This is a genomic window from Bilifractor porci (genome assembly GCF_009696005.1).
Lineage (GTDB): Bacteria > Bacillota > Clostridia > Lachnospirales > Lachnospiraceae > Bilifractor > Bilifractor porci.
Genome location: NZ_VUMV01000001.1, coordinates 572,769 through 591,215, shown reverse-complemented (window position 1 = coordinate 591,215; position 18,447 = coordinate 572,769). Strand labels below are relative to the sequence as shown.

Sequence of the window (18,447 nt, the reverse complement as noted above, 5' to 3'; positions counted from 1 at the left end):
TACTTGTACGACGCTGGCCGCGGGACAGATTGTGTCCGTTTCCGGCATATTGATGTGCCGGTTTCTGTCAGCCCTGCCGGGAAGCGGATGCTTCCGGCGCGGACGGATGGAACTTCCCGCGCGAAAGGTCGGGTCTGCGGAGAAGAAAGTTCTTCCCGGCAGTGCCTGCGGCAAGATTTTGATGGTTGAAGCCACGCGTAATCATAAGTGGGCGGCAAAAAGTATGTTTGACACCCAAAACATCGTGTACAACAGAAAAGATAGATGGAAGCAGGAGGAAGAATCAAAATGAGTGTCCAAGTTGAAAACCTGGAAAAAAGCATGGCAAAACTGACGATTACCGTTTCCGCGGAGGATTTTGAGAAAGCTCTTCAGCGCGCGTATCAGAAGCAGAAGAAGAACATCAGCATTCCCGGATTCCGGAAGGGCAAGGTTCCCAGACAGGTAATCGAAAAAATGTACGGCGCAGGCGTATTTTACGAGGACGCCGCGAACAGCATTCTTCCAGGCGCATATGCGGATGCTGCCAAAGAGAGCGGACTGGACATCACATCCACCCCGCAGATCGATGTGACACAGATTGAGAAGGGCAAAGATTTTATCTTTACCGCGACAGTAGCGCTGAAACCAGATGTGGTCCTGGGACAGTACAAGGGCGTAGAGGTTCCAAAGCCTGACAGAACCGTCACGGATGAGGATGTGGAGAAAGCTCTGAAGGAGGAGCAGGAGAAGAACGCGCGCCAGATTACCGTCGAGGACGGCGGAGCCGAAAACGGCGACAGCGTTGTCATGGATTACGAGGGAAAAATCGACGGAGAGCCATTTGAGGGAGGATCCGCAAAGAACCATACACTGGTACTTGGATCCGGAAGTTTCATCCCCGGATTTGAGGACGGACTGCTCGGTGTGAAGGGCGGAGAAACCAGAGATGTCGAGGTTACCTTCCCGGAGGATTATCACGCAGAGGAGCTGAAGGGCAAAAAAGCTGTCTTTACCTGCAAGGTAGAGAAGGTTACCCGCAAAGAGCTGCCTGAGCTGGATGATGAATTCGCGCAGGAGGTTTCCGAGTTTGATACGCTGGACGCGTACAAGGCGGATGTCAGAAAGAACCTGGAGACAAAGAAGGAAGAGGCTGCCCGTCAGGAGATTAAGGACAATGCCGTGTCTAAGGCTGCGCAGAACTCCACCATTGAGATTCCGGCGCCCATGATCGACACACAGGCAGACCGCATGATTGACAACTTCGCCAGAAGACTGCAGGCGCAGGGAATGAGCATGCAGCAGTACATGCAGTTTACCGGATCGGACGAGAACATGATGCGGGAGCAGGTAAAGCCGCAGGCAGAGATCCAGATTCGCAACCAGCTGACACTGGAGAAAATTGCGGAGACGGAGAATATTCAGGTGTCCGATGAAGAGCTGGATCAGGAAATCGAGAAGATGGCAAAGGCTTACAACCTGGAGCCCGACAAGATGAAAGAGATCATCGGCGACGAGGAGAAGGAGAACATCCGTAAGGATCTTGCGGAACAGAAAGCCATGGATCTGGTTGCCGATGCTGCCGTAGAAGTGGAGAAGAAGGAAGAGCCGGCAAAGGCAGAGGAAGCTGCAGAGGATGCCGGGGAAGCAAAAACGGAGGAATAATAGGAATGCCATTGGTTCCATATGTCATAGAGCAGACAGGACGGGGCGAGCGCAGCTATGATATTTATTCCCGGCTGCTGAAGGACAGGATTATTTTTCTGGGCGAGGAGGTTACGGATGATTCCGCGAACCTGATCGTCGCGCAGCTTCTGTTCCTGGAGTCAGAGGATCCGTCCAAGGATATCCATCTCTATATTAACAGCCCCGGCGGTTCCGTTACAGCCGGGATGGCCATCTACGATACCATGCAGTACATCAAGTGCGATGTTTCTACCATCTGTGTGGGACTTGCCGCCAGCATGGGAGCGTTCCTTCTGGCCGGAGGCGCGAAGGGAAAGCGGATGGCACTTCCGAACGCGGAAATCATGATCCATCAGCCGTCCGGCGGCGCACAGGGTCAGGCGACGGAAATCCAGATTGTGGCGGATCAGATCATCCGGATTAAAAAGAGAATGAACCAGATTCTCTCCGAGAATACCGGACAGCCGCTGGAAAAAATCACGCTGGACACAGAGCGTGACAACTACATGACAGCTGATGAGGCGTGCGCCTACGGACTTGTAGACAGCGTCATCACAAATCGTTAAACTAAGAAGCGAGGGTGTTTCAAAACCGCCGGATGGCCTTTTTGTAATACCCTTTTGCGCTATTATGGCACTGCGAATGTGCCGTGGTCATTGTCAGGAGACGAGGAGATACAAAAGCGCTTTTGCGCTATTACGGCACTGCGAATGTGCTGTGGTTATTGTCCATGGGACGAGGAGATATAAAAGCGCTTTTGCGCTGTTTTGGCACTGCGAATGTGCCGTGGTCAGAATAAGGAGAAATATGGCAAACAAGGGAAATGATATGAAGCTTCACTGCTCCTTTTGCGGAAAAAGCGAGGATCAGGTAAAAAAACTGATTTACGGGCCCGGAGGAGCTTATATCTGTGACGACTGCGTGCGAATCTGCGCGGAAATAATTGATGAGGAATTTGGAGAGGAAAGCGTATCGGGCGGCGGGGAGATTAACCTCATGAAGCCTGTGGAGATCAAGGAGTTTCTGGATCAGTATGTGATCGGGCAGGAGGAAGCGAAAAAGGTTCTGGCAGTTTCTGTCTATAATCACTATAAAAGAATTCTCTCGGCTAAAAAAAGCGATGTGGAGCTGCAGAAGAGCAATATCCTGATGCTTGGGCCGACCGGATCCGGTAAAACTCTTCTGGCGCAGACGCTGGCCCGCATGCTGAATGTGCCGTTCGCCATTGCGGATGCGACGACACTGACCGAAGCCGGTTATGTGGGAGAGGATGTTGAAAATATCCTGCTGAAGCTGATCCAGGCTGCGGATTATGATATTGAGCGGGCGGAGCACGGCATTATCTATCTGGATGAGATTGATAAAATCACCAGAAAATCAGAAAATCCGTCCATTACCCGCGATGTCTCCGGCGAAGGCGTCCAGCAGGCACTACTGAAAATGCTGGAAGGTACGGTTGCCAATGTACCGCCGCAGGGGGGAAGAAAACATCCGCATCAGGATTTTATTCAGATTGACACGACCAACATTCTGTTTATCTGCGGCGGAGCCTTTGAGGGTCTGGAATCTATTATCGAGACCCGTATGGACACAAAGAGCATCGGATTCGACGCGGATCTTGGCGTCAGGAAAAGAGAAGATGTGGGACAAGTCCTGCGGGAAGTTCTGCCGGAAGATCTGGTGAAATTCGGTCTGATTCCGGAGTTCGTCGGGCGTGTGCCGATCGTGGTGACGCTGGACGGCCTGAACCGGGAGGCTCTGGTGCGGATTCTGAAGGAGCCGAAAAACTCTCTGGTCAGACAGTATACCAAGCTTTTGGAGCTGGACGGGGTGGATCTGACCTTTGATGAGGACGCGCTGACGGCAATGGCGGAAGAAGCGCTGACAAGAAAGACTGGAGCCAGAGGACTGCGCTCCATTATGGAAAAAACGATGATGGATGTTATGTACAAAATTCCGTCGGATAACACCATCCGTTCCTGCGAGATTACAAAGGATTCTGTAGAAGCTTCCGGAGATCCGGTTGTGATTCACGGGGAGCCGCGCCCGGTTCTCCGGAGAAATATGAAAACCAGGCATCTTCGGAACACCAACCCGGAGACAGCCTGAGAGGGAAGAGAATGGAAGAAGAGACGAGAGCAGTGCTGCCTGCCGTCGCCCTGCGGGGGCGGACAGTGCTGCCATCGACAGTCATACATTTTGATATTAACCGTGTGCGGAGCGTCCGCGCCGTAGAAAATGCCATGCTGAAGGACCAGAAGGTTTTTCTGGTTACACAGAGGGACGCTTCCGTGGAGGAGCCGACGCAGGATGACCTTTACCAGATCGGGACGGTAGCGCTGATCCGGCAGGTGGTCCGCCTGAATCCGGGCTCGCTGCGCATTGTCGCGGAGAGCCAGTCCAGGGCAGAGCTTCTGGATCTGACAGAGACAGAACGGCTGCTGATGGCAGAGGTGGCTGTGCTGGAGGAAACGGACGATACCGTGGAGGATCCGCTTCAGCAGGAGGCGATGATCCGGAATCTGAAGGAGTTTTTTGAGGATTTCTGCAGCGGGAACCGTCAGGTGAGCAAAGACCTCCAGCGTCAGATTCTGGAAATCAGGGATCTGAAGAAGCTGGTGGACCAGATCTGCGTCAATCTCTCTGTGCCGTACGAGAAGCAGCAGCGTCTGCTGGAGGCCGTCAGTCTGTCAGAGCGGTATGACCTTTTATCCGCGATGCTGGCCAATGAAGCAGCGGTACAGAAAATCCGTGCGCAGCTGCAGGCGGATGTAAAGGCAAGGATTGACAAAAACCAGAAGGAATATATCCTGCGGGAAGAGCTGAAGCTGATCCGGGAAGAGCTGGGAGAGGATAATACCCAGTCGGAGCTTCAGCGGTACCGGGAGCAGACGGATGCGCTGAAGGCTCCGGCTGTGGTAAAGGATACCCTGCGGGATGAAATCAGACGCCTGGAAAATGTTGTGGGAAATCCTTCTGAGAGCGGTGTGATACGCGGGTATATTGAGACGCTTCTCGGCCTTCCCTGGGACAGAAAATCCAGGGACAACCGGGATCTGAAGAAGGCCCGCGCGGTTCTGGAGGCGGATCATTACGGGCTAGAGCAGGTAAAAGAGCGGATTCTGGAATATCTGGCCGTCCGTCTGGCGACAAAGAAGGGAGAGGCACCCATCCTCTGCCTGGTCGGGCCTCCGGGAACGGGAAAGACTTCTGTTTCCAAGTCTGTGGCCAAGGCACTGAATAAGACCTTTGTCCGTATTTCACTGGGAGGGGTCCGGGACGAGGCGGAAATACGGGGACACCGGAGAACCTACGTCGGCGCCATGCCCGGACGCATTGCGCAGGGACTGCATCAGGCAAAGGTGAGGAACCCCCTGATGCTGCTGGATGAAATCGATAAGACAAGCAGCGATTACAAGGGGGATATTGCTTCCGCCCTGCTGGAAGTCCTGGATTCGGCGGAAAATTATGCGTTTGAGGATCATTACGTGGAGGTTCCGATTGATCTCTCGGATGTGCTCTTTATTGCCACGGCAAATGACGTGCAGAATATTCCGCGGCCCCTGCTGGACCGCATGGAGCTGATCGAGATCAACAGCTATACGGATAATGAGAAGTTTCATATCGCAAAGGAGCATCTGGTTCCGAGACAGATTTCTGCCAACGGGCTGAAGAAAGATAAGATGGTTCTGGAGGACGAGGCGCTGGAAGAGATTATCAGTGCTTACACGAAGGAGGCCGGAGTCCGTTCCCTGGAGCGCCAGATCGGCCGGATCTGCCGGAAGGCGGCTCTTCAGAAGGCGGAAGAGAAGGGGACAAAGGAGACGGTTGTCCGTGTTACAAAAGAAACGCTGAAGGACTATCTGGGCAAACCGAAATATCACGTTAATCCTGCCAATCCGGAGCCGGAGACCGGGATTGTCCGTGGCCTGGCCTGGACCAGTGTCGGCGGTGATACGCTGGAGATCGAAGTAAATGTCATGCCCGGAAAGGGGGAATTCCTTCTGACCGGACAGCTGGGGGATGTCATGAAAGAGTCTGCGCAGACGGGAATCAGCTATCTGCGCTCGGCAGCAGGAAAGTGGAAGATTCCGGAGGACTTCTTCGGAAAACATGATATCCATATCCATATTCCGGAAGGGGCAGTTCCCAAAGACGGTCCTTCTGCGGGAATTACCATGGCGACAGCGATGCTCTCCGCACTGACGGGAATCCCCGTGAGGTCGGATCTGGCCATGACCGGGGAAATCACTCTCCGGGGCCGTGTGCTTCCTATCGGCGGATTAAAAGAAAAGCTCCTGGCGGCCAGGAAAGCAGGCATCCGGATGGTTCTGGTGCCGGACAAAAACCGCCCGGACGTAGAGGAACTGGATGCGGAAATCACACAGCAGCTGGATATCCGTTTTGTCAGCAGCATGGACCAGGTGCTGGACTACGCCCTGGTGCGGAAGTGAAGGAATATTTCCAGGTGAAACTACCGGGCGGTTGTGACTTTCTGGCGGTTCTACCGGAAGATCCGGCGCCTGAGTATAATAACCTTGCGGCTGTCAGTATGGGTAAAGCTGCCGGTAGCTCAGGCATGTGTGTATAATAACCCTGCGGCGCCAGTACGGATAAAGCAGCGGTTAAAGTCTCCGGGTACTTCGCGTATAAATATTAAAAATCGGCGGTTGGGATTAACTGCGGGGAGGGTTCGCCCAATGATTATCAGAAATGTGAAACTGGATATTGTGTGCGGCGTGACCAGCAGGCTTCCGGACACCGGCAAACCGGAGATCGCGTTCGCCGGGAAATCGAATGTGGGAAAATCCTCGCTGATCAATACGCTGATGAACCGGAAGGCGCTTGCCAGAACCAGCTCTTCGCCGGGTAAGACGCAGACCATCAATTTCTATCTGGTGAACGGGGCTGTTTCCACGGACCAGCCGGCCGGGGACGAAAATAATCCGGACGGAAGTCTGACAGACGCGTCCATGTATCTGGTAGATCTTCCGGGGTATGGCTATGCCAGCGTCTCGGAAACGGTAAAAGAATCCTGGGGCAGAATGATCGAGCGCTATCTTCGGAGCTCAAAGAATCTGCGGGCGGTATTTCTGCTGATTGATATCCGGCATGAACCTTCCGGAAATGACCGGATGATGTATGAGTGGATCTTGAGCCAGGGATACCAGCCCATTGTAATTGCCACGAAAGCGGATAAACTGAAACGCAGTCAGATTCAGAAGCAGGTCCGGCTGATCCGTGCAGGCCTGGACATGAAGCCGGGAAGCGTGATTTTTCCGTTTTCCGCCACAAGCAGGCTTGGGCGGGATGATGTCTGGAATTGTATCGATACACTGGTTCTGCAGTAAAGGAAAAAGGAATGTCTATCATACACGCGGAAAAACTGGGCTACGATTATGTTCAGTATGATGAGGACGAAGGCAAAGAGCCGGAGATTGTGCATGCTGTCCGTGACGTGGACCTGAAGGTGGAGCGCGGACAGTTTATTGCCATTCTCGGCCATAACGGAAGCGGAAAGTCCACACTGGCCAAGCATATCAATGCGCTTCTGGTTCCAACGGAGGGAACCATTTATATCGATCATATGGATACCAGAGATGATGATTCCCTCTGGAAAATCCGTCAGGAAGCCGGTATGGTCTTTCAGAATCCGGATAACCAGATCGTTGCGTCTGTGGTGGAGGAAGATGTGGGGTTCGGCCCGGAAAATCTGGGTGTTCCGACCGATGAAATCTGGAGACGGGTGGATGACAGCCTGGCGAAAACCGGAATGATCGCTTACCGGAAACATTCGCCGAATAAACTTTCCGGCGGACAGAAGCAGCGGGTCGCGATTGCCGGTGTCATGGCCATGAAGCCGAAATGCATTGTCCTGGATGAACCGACTGCCATGCTGGATCCGAACGGACGGAAGGAAGTCATTAAGGCGGTCCGTGATCTGAATCAGTCGGAGCACGTGACGGTTATCCTGATCACACATTACATGGAGGAAGTAACCGACGCAGACCGCATTTTTGTTATGGATGCCGGCGAGCTTGTCATGGAAGGGACACCTGTTGAAATCTTTTCCCAGGTTGAAAAGCTGCGGAAGCTTCGCCTGGATGTTCCCCAGGTAACAGAACTTGCCTACGAGCTGAAGAATTCCGGCGTAGACCTTCCGGACGGAATCCTCACGACAGACGAGCTGGTTCACAATCTCTGCGAAAAGGAACACCCGATTGCAGATTCCCGGAAGCTGGAGGATTCGCTGCAGGAAGATACAGCCAAAGAGAGCGAAAACCAGGCACAGCCTCAGCAGGAAGATAAAACCGCTGAAAGCGGAGAACCTGGTACTATGGCACTGGAAGGTAAAACTGCCGGAAACGAAGAACCGCTGAATATGCCGCGAGAAGGGAAAACGGCTGAAACTGGCGGTCAGGAATCACTTCGTCTGGAACATGTCAGCTACGTTTACAGCACCGGGACCGCGTATGAAATTACAGCCTTAAAGGATGTCTCCCTGGAGATCCCGAAAGGACAGTTTGTCGGCATCATCGGCCACACGGGAAGCGGTAAATCCACTCTGGTGCAGCATTTTAACGGATTGATCCGCCCGACCTCCGGGCATGTGTATTTTAACGGCAGGGATATCTGGGAAGAGGGGTATCCGCTCCGGGAACTCCGGTTCCACGTCGGACTGGTATTCCAGTACCCGGAGTACCAGCTGTTTGAGACGGATGTCATCAAAGATGTCTGCTTCGGCCCGAAAAACCAGGGGCTTTCCGAGGAAGAGCAGATGGAAAGAGCCAGGGAAGCTCTCCGCCAGGTAGGAATCCCGGAGGGGCTGTATGAAAAATCTCCCTTTGAGCTTTCCGGCGGACAGAAGAGGCGGGTAGCAATCGCCGGAGTTCTTGCCATGAACCCGGATATTCTGGTTCTGGACGAGCCGACCGCAGGACTGGATCCCAGAGGGCGGGAGGAAATTCTCAGTGAGCTGGACCAGCTCCAGAAGGAGAGAGGGATTACGGTTATCCTTGTTTCCCACAGTATGGAGGATGTAGCCCAGCATGTGGATCGGATCATTGCCATGAACAAGGGAGAGGTCGCTTTTGACGGAACGCCCCGTCAGGTGTTTTCCCACTATAAAGAGCTGGAGACGATGGGACTGGCTGCGCCTCAGATGACATACATCATGCATGCGCTGCGGGAACACGGGCTGCATGTCGATGTGAATGCATCTACTTTGGATGAGGCCCGCAGAGCCGTTTTACAGGCTCTGAAAGAAAAGACTGCCTGAGAAACGGAGACAGGAAAAATATGTTACGAGATATAACGATAGGCCAGTACTATCCGGCAGATTCCGTTCTGCACAGACTGGACCCGCGAGTAAAGCTGATAGGCACGATTGTATATATTATCTCCCTTTTTGTTTTTCATACCTGGGGATATATTCTGGGAACCGTTTTCCTGGTTTCCATCATCCTTCTCTCCAGGGTGCCGTTTACCTTTATGGTGCGTGGATTAAAGGCTATCGTGATTCTTCTGATTATTACGATGGCTTTGAATATTTTTCTGACGCCGGGTACTTATCTGTTCCAGTGGAAGTTTTTCCACATCAGCAGGGAAGGCGTCGTGATCGCGGTCCGGATGGCCATCCGGCTGATTTATCTGATCATCGGCTGTTCGGTTATGACGCTTACCACAACGCCGAATAAGCTGACAGACGGGTTGGAAGCCCTGGGACAGCCGCTGAAAGCGGTTCATGTTCCTGTCCATGAAATTGCCATGATGATGTCGATTGCGCTTCGTTTTATCCCGATCCTGCTGGAAGAGACAGATAAGATTATGAAAGCGCAGACGGCCAGAGGGGCGGATTTTGAATCCGGCGGAATGGTTCAGAAAGTAAAGGCAATGGTGCCGCTGCTGGTTCCTCTCTTTGTGTCCGCTTTCCGCCGCGCCGGCGATCTGGCCATGGCGATGGAGGCAAGATGTTACCACGGCGGAGAAGGCCGCACACAGATGAAGCCGCTTCGCTACGAAAGCAGAGATTTTATCGCTTACGGTGTGCTGGCAGGGTATCTGGCCGCCGCTATTATTCTTCGGGCAGTGTTTCATTGGTAAATCGCCTGTATTTAGCTGGCTGCAGAGAAAAAATGAATGTATTCATTTGCGGGGATTATCTTAAAAAATCTTACTAACAGGGTGCAGCAGCAGAGAGCAGCAGTGAGGAGGACATGGCTTGCGCAGAATTATGCTTGTTGTCGCTTATGACGGAACAAATTACTGCGGCTGGCAGGTTCAGCCAAACGGCATGACTGTTCAGGAAACACTGAACCGGGCTCTTTCCGAACTTTGCGGCAGCAGCATTCAGACCATCGGTGCAAGCCGGACAGATGCCGGCGTGCACGCAAAAGGAAATGTGGCGGTTTTTGATACAGAGATGCGGATGCCGGCAGACCGGTTCTGCTACGCGCTGAACACCAGGCTCCCGGAGGATATCAAGGTGCAGGCCTCCAGAGAGGTACCGCTTCGTTTTCATCCGCGTTATACCAGTACAGTAAAAACCTATGAGTACAGAATTCTGAACCGTAAGCTGCCGGATCCGACCAGAAGGCTGGATACGCTGTTCGTCTATTCAGATCTGAACCTTGCCGCTATGCAGGAAGCAGCGGAATGCGTCATCGGGGAACATGATTTCCGGAGTTTTCAGGCTTCCGGTGCTTCCGCGGAGAAAAGCACGGTACGCCGTATCTATTCTTCGGAAATACGTAAGGAAGGCGAACTTCTTACGTTCCGGATTGTCGGAAATGGCTTCCTTTACAATATGGTAAGAATTCTTGCAGGCACAATCCTGGAAATCGGCCGCGGCAATCTTCCGTCCGGCTCTATGCGTCGGATTCTGGAAGCACGGAACCGGGCGGCCGCGGGGCCTACCGCGCCGGCACACGGACTGACGCTGATCGGAATCCGATACCCGGAGTGGGAGAAACTGTGGGCGGAAAAGTAAAATTACATCTTGACACGTCTGTCGGCATATACTACTATAACTAAGTGCGACGCAGGGAAAGTGCGCTCTTCTGTAATTCCCAATACAGTCGGGTGTGCGGACGCCGCAGGAGGAGACGGAGCCAAAAGCCCTGGTGATGATGTCTCTGATATTGCAGATTCTGACCATCCGGACAGTGGCGGTTTCTGCGGCAGCGGTTCATGCAGGTCTTATCGCCTGCGCATATGGACAGCGGCAATTCAATACAGAAAACGAACCGCAGTCGGTTCTTCAATCAGGAGGTTTTATCCATGAAGACTTATATGGCAAATCCGGATAAGTTAGAAAAAAAATGGTATGTGGTAGATGCATCCGGACAGACTCTCGGACGTCTGGCTTCTGGTATAGCCGGAGTGTTAAGAGGGAAAAACAAACCGGAGTTCACACCTTTTGTAGATACCGGTGACTATGTTATTGTCATCAATGCAGAGAAAATCAAAGTTACAGGAAAGAAACTTCAGCAGAAGATTTACTACAGACATTCCGATTATGTCGGCGGACTGAAGCAGACCACCCTCAAGGAGATGATGGACAAGCATCCGGAAAGAGTAATCGAGTTTGCTGTTCAGGGAATGCTTCCCAAGGGACCTCTCGGAAGAGAAATGATCAAGAAGCTTCATGTGTACACCGGCGCAGAGCATAAGCATGCAGCTCAGAAGCCGGAAGTACTCACATTTTGAAAGGGAGGTAAAGAACATTGGCTAGCGTAAAATACTATGGAACAGGAAGAAGAAAAAAATCTGTAGCAAGAGTATATCTGGTTCCCGGTACCGGAAAAATCACGATCAACAAGAGAGATATTGATGAGTATTTCGGTCTGGAGACGCTGAAAACCATCGTTCGTCAGCCTCTCACAGCGACCGATAACGCCGACAAGTTTGACGTTCTGGTTAACGTTATCGGCGGCGGTTTCACCGGCCAGGCCGGCGCGATTCGTCATGGTATTGCGCGTGCCCTGCTGGAAGCAGATGCAGAGTACAGACCGGCTCTTAAGAGCGCGGGATATCTTACCAGAGATCCGCGTATGAAAGAGCGTAAGAAATATGGTCTCAAGAAAGCTCGCCGCGCACCGCAGTTCAGCAAGAGATAATCAAACAGACTCCCTGCGGAATCTGTTGCAAGAACTCCCTGTTATTATGGCAGGGAGTCTTTTTGATTACCGCAGCTTTGCTGCGGCCTGCTCGTCACTTTGGACTCGCAGGTACTCGCGGAGCATGTGCCACCTGCACATGCTCTGATCGCTCGTACAGTTCAGCAAGAGATAATCAAACAGACTCCCTGCGGAATCTGTTGCAAGAACTCCCTGTTATTATGGCAGGGAGTCTTTTTGATTACCGCAGCTTTGCTGCGGCCTGCTCGTCACTTTGGACTCGCAGGTACTCGCGGAGCATGTGCCACCTGCACATGCTCTGATCGCTCGTACAGTTCAGCAAGAGATAATCAAACAGACTCCCTGCGGAATCTGTTGCAAGGGCTCCCTGTTATTATGGCAGGGAGTCTTTTTGATTACATCCAACACATCACATTCATGAGCTCCTTTTTCCGGAGTTCGTCTCACTTATTCTTCAGTTTCTCCAGTTTCGAAACCTTATAATGTTTCTTCTTGGCTTTCTGCTGATGCTTGTCTCGTTCATGGTTGTTCAATTGGACCGCAGCGGGACCATTCTGCTATGGCTGGGCGCATTTATGGCGCTCACGGGGCTCTGGGGATGTTCCAGTTCGGATATTATATATTTTTACACAAACGTTCCAAACCTCTGGTACATGGTGAGTTATCTCAGCTTTTCAGCCTGTTTCTCCCGCTGGAGTTTCTGCTGGATGAGAGTGTGAAATTTCACTATAAGAAACCGGGAGCTATTCTAAAGGGCATTTTAATGGCAGCCATATTGGCTGCCTTGATTCTGCAGATGACAGGGAGTGTGATGTTTATACAGAGTACCCGGTTTTTCCAGGTCCTGCTTCCGGTTTCCATCTTTTTCTATACGGGCATGGTCATGTTTGAGGCTGTCTGGGACAAGAACAAGGCAGGCGCCCTGTGGAGCACGCCGATGCTGATTCTGACAGCGTCGTGTATCATGGAACTCGTCTATTACGTCAGGAATGTGGTCTACGCCTCATCCCGGTATTTCCTGATCGGAACGATGATTTTCTGCTTTTTTATGTGTATGATCGGCGGCGTGCAGATCCGGAAATCGATTGAGACTTCCCGGCGGGAGAGAGCAGGAATATCAGCTCTCGCTGATGAACCGGGAGATCGGCGAGCAGAAGAAGTACCAGGACACCCTTCTGGAGCATGAGAAGGAGCTGCGGCGGCAGCGGCATGATTATCGCCATCAGCTGACGGTTCTGCAGGAGTATGCCAACGAGGGAAAGCTGGAGGAGCTGAAGGAGTACCTGGAGGATCTGGGCCGCTCGATTCCCTCCAGCAAACATATAAGATATACGGAAAATATCGCTGTGAATGCCGTGATTTCGTACTACACACAGATGGCGGAAAATATGGGAGCTAAGGTGAGGGTTGACCTCGCGCTGCCGAGGAATATCTCCCACAGCATGGAGCAGAATTTGTGCGTGGTCTTCGGAAATCTTCTGGAAAATGCCGCTGAGGCGATCGGAAGAATTAAGAGCGGCAAAGATCACAGCGGCGAGGAAGAAAAGGACATCAGTCTGTCCGCAGTCGTTCATATGGGAAATCTGGTCATCCATATGGAAAACAGCATGAGCGGAAAACCGAAAAAGTGGGGACGCTTCTTTGTCTCCAGTAAGCGCGCCGAGATGGGGATCGGACTTACCAGTATTGCCAATATTGCCGGTCTCTACAATGGAGACGCCTTCGGGCCGGTGTCGGTGCCTTGCGGCATTCCCCTGTTTTGACTGTGGTATGACCAGTAGTGCATTTCGCGCAAAAATTATAGCAATTAATGTGAAAAACGCTGATTGCTATCCCGAAGAATGCATGTTAAATTATTGACATACGTGGTATGACCACAAGCATGAAAACGCATGAAAACGTTTGGAGGGAAGAATATGACAGCGAAGAATGACCCAGGATATCCGCTGCGCCCGGAGATTGCGAATGTGGACGGGCCGTTCCGTAAACCGGTGGCGAAGCTTGGAAAAATGATTACAGACCGGATACCGATCAAGCTCGGACTGCAGAAAATCACGAGAGATGACCCGGAGTACTGGGCGGTTTCCCGCCTCTGCACCGATGAGGAGGCGGAACTGGCGCTGAAATTCGGAGGCATCCGCAAGCCGAAGACCTTTGCGCAGTTGAAGAAGCTGTCCGGGATAGAGGATGAAAAGCTTCAGGAAATGCTGGATCATATGTCCTGGACAGGACTGATAGAGTGGAATTATGAGAATCCGCAGCACGAGAAGCAATATGTTCTGCCGATGTTTGTTCCGGGATCCGGTGAGTTCTCGAATATGAACAAGGACCTGATTGATGAGCATCCGGAACTGGGTATGTTTTTCGAGCATATGACCAGGCTTCCGCTGGAGAAGGTGACAAAGATTGTCCCGCCGGGCGGTGCGGGGATCGGCATGCACGTCATTCCGGTAGAGGCCGCGATTGAAATGAACAATGAGGCTATTGGGATCGAGAAGATTTCCTACTGGCTGGAGAAATACGATGGCAAGTACGCCAAGTCCCCCTGTTCGTGCCGCCGCAGCCGCAAGACCTATGAAGAGGGATGCGGCGATGTGGAGGACGGCTGGTGCATCGCGGTGGGAGACATGGCGGATTATGTCGTGGAGACCAATAAGGGCGGTCAGTATATCACCCGCGAGGAAGCGCTGGATATCTTTAAGCGGGGTGAGGAAAACGGCTTTGTCCACCAGATCACCAATATCGACGGCGAGGATAAGATTTTTGCGATCTGCAACTGCAATGTGAATGTATGCTATGCGCTGCGCACGTCTCTTTTATTCAATACGCCGAATCTTTCCAGATCAGCTTATGTGGCGAAGGTGGATAAGCAGAAATGTGTGGCATGCGGCCGCTGCGTGGAATATTGTCCTGCCGGAGCCGTAAAGCTTGGCCAGAAGCTTTGCCGTAAGGATGGCTCCGAGGTGACTTATCCGAAGCACGAGCTCCCGTGGAACAAGAAGTGGTCGGAAGAGGACTGGGACTGGGATTACCGGGATCACAACCGTATAGAAGCATACCGCAGCGGAACTGCCCCATGCAAGACGGCATGCCCTGCCCACATTGCCGTGCAGGGATACCTGAAGATGGCGTCCCAGGGCCGGTATCAGGAAGCGCTTGCCCTGATCAAGAAAAATAACCCGCTTCCGGCTGTCTGCGGACATATCTGCAACCGCCGTTGTGAGGACGCCTGCACCAGAGGAAGCATCGACGAAGCAATCGCGATCGATGAGGTGAAAAAATTTATTGCCATGCAGGATCTGAATGCGGAGACCCGTTATATTCCGAAGAAGGTCATTCCGAGAGTTGACGGGGATTTTTCCGGCGACAAGGTCGCTATTATCGGGGCGGGACCGGCAGGGCTTTCCTGCGCGTTCTATCTGGCAGAGAAGGGATATGCGCCGACTGTATTTGAGAAGAACAGCCGCGCAGGCGGAATGCTGGTGTATGGAATCCCTTCCTATAAGCTGGAAAAAAATATCGTAGAGGCGGAGATCGATGTAATCCGCGCGATGGGCGTGGAAATTAAAACCGGTGTGGAAGTTGGAAAGGATATTACGCTGGATGAGCTTCGTGCCCAGGGTTATAAGGCCTTTTATATCGCGATCGGCTGTCAGGGCGGCAGGAGCATTGGTGTTGAAGGCGAAGACGCGGACGGCGTGACGAGCGCTGTGGAATTCCTTCGCGAGGTTAATGAGAAAGAAACGTATGACATCCGGGGCGATGTTGTCGTGGTCGGAGGCGGAAATGTTGCGATTGACTGCTCTAGAGACGCGGTCAGAGTCGGTGCGCCGAAGGTGACCATGGTCAGTCTGGAGATCCGGGACATCATGCCTGCCTCAGAGGAGGAAATTCATGAGGCGGAGGAAGACGGTGTGAAGCTCGTTGGCGGATGGGGACCGAAAGAGATCCGGAAGGATGAAAAAGGACGGGTAAAGTCCATCGTTTTCAAAAGGTGTCTGTCCGTAAAGGATGCAGAAGGCCGTTTCCATCCGACTTATAACGAAGAGGAGACGATGACGGTAAGCGCGGCCCACATTGTTCTCGCGGTGGGGCAGAGCATTGTATGGGGAAACCTTCTCGCCGGAAGCAGGGTGCAGCTGGGAAGGGGAAACGGAGCCAAGGCGGATCCGGTCACTTATCAGACAGCGGAGCCGGACATTTTTGTCGGCGGCGATGTCTACACCGGTCCGAAGTTCGCCATCGACGCGATTGCGGCAGGAAAAGAGGGCGCTGTGTCGATCCACCGGTATGTCCAGCCGCATACCAGTCTAACTATCGGACGAAACCAGAATGATTATATTGCGTTGGACAAGAATGATATCCGGATAGAGAACTACGATAATTCCAGCCGGCAGATTCCCGGAAAGAAAGAAGGAGATCACAGATCCTTCCGTGATTATCAGGAGGCCTTTACAGAGACCCAGGTTAAGAAAGAGACGGCCAGATGTCTTTCCTGCGGCGCGTCCGTCGTTGATACGAATCATTGTGTGGGCTGCGGCATATGTACCACCAAGTGCGAATTTGACGCGATCCATCTTTTCCGGGATAACCCGGAATGTTCCGTGATGAGAAGAAGTGAGGATAAACTGAAGTATATCCTTCCCTATGCTGTCAAACAAAACATTCACATTAAATTTGGTAAGAAGTAAACGATGCATGAGTTAGGTGTTGTTTTCAAAATCAGAGATAGGCTGAAGATGCTGGCGTCGGAAAACGGATTCAGCAGGATCAATTCCGTTACGGTTGCATTGGGAGAAGTGTCCACAGTTATTCCGGAGTACCTTACCGACTGCTGGGACTGGATGCGGAAGAAGGAACCTCTGCTTGCGGAAGCAGAGATGCTTATCGAACCGGTTCCGGCAATCACTTTCTGTGAAGATTGCGGGAAAACCTATCCGACCGTAAAGTATGCCAGGATCTGTCCGCATTGTGGAAGCGAGCGTACTTTTCTGGTGCAGGGAAACGAGTTCCTGATCAAAGAGGTGGAAGTTCCGGAGCCGGAGGATGCCCGGTCCTGAGGATTATCTCAGAAGACTGTCCCGAATACTTATACTGGAAGATTAACGAAGAAGATGATCTCAGGGGAGGGCTCCTATGGAGATGAAAAAACTTACCGTTCCTACGCACAAAGAGCTTTTTATCAAAAGGATGCAGGAGGCCATACTGTCCGGGGAACTGGCTGCCGGCACCAGGATTCCGCCGGAGCGGGAGCTTGCTGAAAAGATGGGAGTGTCGCGGGCGGTCATCAATGCGGGAATTATCGCTCTGGTCAGCCAGGGATTTCTGGAGGTTCAGCCCAGGCAGGGAACATTTGTTGCCGACTACCGGCATGAGGGCTCTCTCGAGACATTAAATGCGATTCTGGATCTGAAGGGGGATATTTTCAGCGACAGAGAGATCCGGTCTATCCTTGAGATCCGCTGGGCATTGGAGCATCTGACTCTGAAAAATGCTATCGAGAGATCGCGGGACGAGGATTTGTGTGAGATGCATAAGATCGTGGAAGCCATACGAGGCGCGGCTGATTTTCGGGCCGCCGCGGAGGAGGCCTTCTGTTTTCAGAAGAAGCTTGCCATGGTCGGGGATAATGAAATTCTTGCCATGATCATCACCTCCTTTCGTAAACCGGTGGTTGCGCTCTGGACACGTTTCTGCAGCAGATATGGTTCACAGCTGCTCTATGAACACACCCTGAAGTCGCTGGAATACATCAGAAAGAGGGACTATGAGGGCGCTGTCAGGTGGCTGGATCATATCATGCAGGATGCCCTCGAAGGGGAGACTTCCATCTACAACCGGTAGAAGTTTTCCGGCTTTCAAATAGGAAGCCTGCGCATGAACAGGCAGGATGCTTTAGGAAAATGAGGAGAACAGATGAACAGCGAGGAGATCAGAATTCTTGAAACCAAAGAACATGTTCTGGCAGATAACGGCAAAGCGGCAGATGCCGTAAGGAAGCTGCTTCAGAAAAAGGGTATTTTTCTCGTGAATCTGATGAGTTCACCGGGTTCGGGCAAGACCACCACCCTGATCCGGACGATCCGGATGCTGAAGGATCGTTATCGGATTGGCGTTATGGAAGCGGATGTGGACAGTGATGTGGATGCGAGGGCGGTAATTGAGGCCGGGGCAAGGGCCATTCAGCTCCATACCGGCGGCTCCTGTCACATGGATGCGGATATGACCAGACGCGGACTGGAGGGCCTTGGAACCGACGATCTGGATCTGGTTTTTCTGGAAAATATCGGAAACCTGGTCTGTCCCGCGGAATTTGATGTTGGCGCTAATCTGAAGGTTATGATCCTCTCTGTACCGGAGGGGGATGACAAACCGCTGAAATATCCCCTTATGTTTTCTGTCAGCGACTGCCTTCTGATCAATAAAATTGATGTAAAACCGGTCTTTGATTTTAACAGCAGCGTCTGCCGGGAGCGGGTGCGCAGTCTGAACCCGGAGGCAGTCTGCATGGAAATCTCCTCTAAAACAGGGGAAGGTTTCGAGGACTGGATTCATTATCTGGAAGGAGAAATTGAGAAATTCAAAAGGAATGAGCCGAAAGGGATGCAGGAAGCAGACACGCGGCATGCATGAGGAGGGGGAG

Annotated in this window: 16 protein-coding genes; all 16 read left to right on the top strand. The window is 52.3% G+C overall.

Going from position 1 to position 18,447, the window contains the following annotated elements:
* Positions 1-288 precede the first annotated feature (288 nt).
* Positions 289-1,644, top strand: a complete 1,356-nt coding sequence (gene tig, locus FYJ60_RS02725; RefSeq protein WP_154457026.1) for a trigger factor — start codon at positions 289-291, stop codon at positions 1,642-1,644.
* A gap of 5 nt (positions 1,645-1,649) precedes the next feature.
* A complete protein-coding gene (clpP, locus tag FYJ60_RS02720; protein ID WP_154457025.1) occupies positions 1,650-2,231 on the top strand; it encodes an ATP-dependent Clp endopeptidase proteolytic subunit ClpP in 582 nt (193 codons plus the stop codon).
* Between the two features lie 241 nt (positions 2,232-2,472).
* Positions 2,473-3,774: an ATP-dependent Clp protease ATP-binding subunit ClpX gene (clpX, locus tag FYJ60_RS02715; protein WP_154457024.1), complete on the top strand. Its 1,302-nt coding sequence runs from the start codon at positions 2,473-2,475 to the stop codon at positions 3,772-3,774.
* Between the two features lie 11 nt (positions 3,775-3,785).
* Positions 3,786-6,119, top strand: coding sequence for an endopeptidase La (lon, locus tag FYJ60_RS02710; protein WP_154457023.1), 2,334 nt, complete (start codon positions 3,786-3,788; stop codon positions 6,117-6,119).
* Positions 6,120-6,365: 246 nt separating this feature from the next.
* Positions 6,366-7,016, top strand: a complete 651-nt coding sequence (locus FYJ60_RS02705) for a GTP-binding protein (RefSeq protein WP_154457022.1) — start codon at positions 6,366-6,368, stop codon at positions 7,014-7,016.
* Positions 7,017-7,027: 11 nt separating this feature from the next.
* A complete protein-coding gene (locus FYJ60_RS12745; RefSeq protein WP_154457021.1) occupies positions 7,028-8,944 on the top strand; it encodes an energy-coupling factor transporter ATPase in 1,917 nt (638 codons plus the stop codon).
* A gap of 20 nt (positions 8,945-8,964) precedes the next feature.
* A complete protein-coding gene (locus FYJ60_RS02695; RefSeq protein ID WP_154457020.1) occupies positions 8,965-9,768 on the top strand; it encodes an energy-coupling factor transporter transmembrane component T family protein in 804 nt (267 codons plus the stop codon).
* A 118-nt stretch (positions 9,769-9,886) separates the two neighbouring features.
* The gene (gene truA, locus FYJ60_RS02690) at positions 9,887-10,654 is read left to right on the top strand and encodes a tRNA pseudouridine(38-40) synthase TruA (RefSeq protein ID WP_154457019.1); all 768 of its coding nucleotides are present in this window, start codon (positions 9,887-9,889) and stop codon (positions 10,652-10,654) included.
* 290 nt (positions 10,655-10,944) lie between these two features.
* On the top strand, positions 10,945-11,373 hold the full coding sequence (gene rplM / locus FYJ60_RS02685; protein WP_154457018.1) for a 50S ribosomal protein L13: 429 nt from the start codon (positions 10,945-10,947) through the stop codon (positions 11,371-11,373).
* 17 nt (positions 11,374-11,390) lie between these two features.
* On the top strand, positions 11,391-11,783 hold the full coding sequence (gene rpsI / locus FYJ60_RS02680) for a 30S ribosomal protein S9 (RefSeq protein ID WP_154457017.1): 393 nt from the start codon (positions 11,391-11,393) through the stop codon (positions 11,781-11,783).
* Positions 11,784-12,363: 580 nt separating this feature from the next.
* Entirely contained in the window at positions 12,364-12,990 is a 627-nt protein-coding gene (locus FYJ60_RS02675) for a hypothetical protein (RefSeq protein ID WP_154457016.1), read from the top strand.
* Positions 12,890-13,567 (top strand): sensor histidine kinase, encoded by a 678-nt coding sequence (locus FYJ60_RS02670; RefSeq protein WP_205838932.1) that lies wholly within the window; start codon positions 12,890-12,892, stop codon positions 13,565-13,567. The genes FYJ60_RS02675 and FYJ60_RS02670 overlap by 101 nt, the downstream gene beginning before the upstream one ends.
* Before the next feature lie 246 nt (positions 13,568-13,813).
* Positions 13,814-16,495, top strand: coding sequence for an FAD-dependent oxidoreductase (locus FYJ60_RS02665; RefSeq protein ID WP_334296175.1), 2,682 nt, complete (start codon positions 13,814-13,816; stop codon positions 16,493-16,495).
* Positions 16,496-16,498: 3 nt separating this feature from the next.
* On the top strand, positions 16,499-16,864 hold the full coding sequence (locus FYJ60_RS02660; protein ID WP_154457013.1) for a hydrogenase maturation nickel metallochaperone HypA: 366 nt from the start codon (positions 16,499-16,501) through the stop codon (positions 16,862-16,864).
* A 76-nt stretch (positions 16,865-16,940) separates the two neighbouring features.
* Entirely contained in the window at positions 16,941-17,648 is a 708-nt protein-coding gene (locus FYJ60_RS02655) for a FadR/GntR family transcriptional regulator (RefSeq protein ID WP_154457012.1), read from the top strand.
* Between the two features lie 72 nt (positions 17,649-17,720).
* Positions 17,721-18,437 (top strand): hydrogenase nickel incorporation protein HypB, encoded by a 717-nt coding sequence (hypB, locus tag FYJ60_RS02650; protein ID WP_154457011.1) that lies wholly within the window; start codon positions 17,721-17,723, stop codon positions 18,435-18,437.
* The last annotated feature ends 10 nt before the right edge of the window (positions 18,438-18,447 follow it).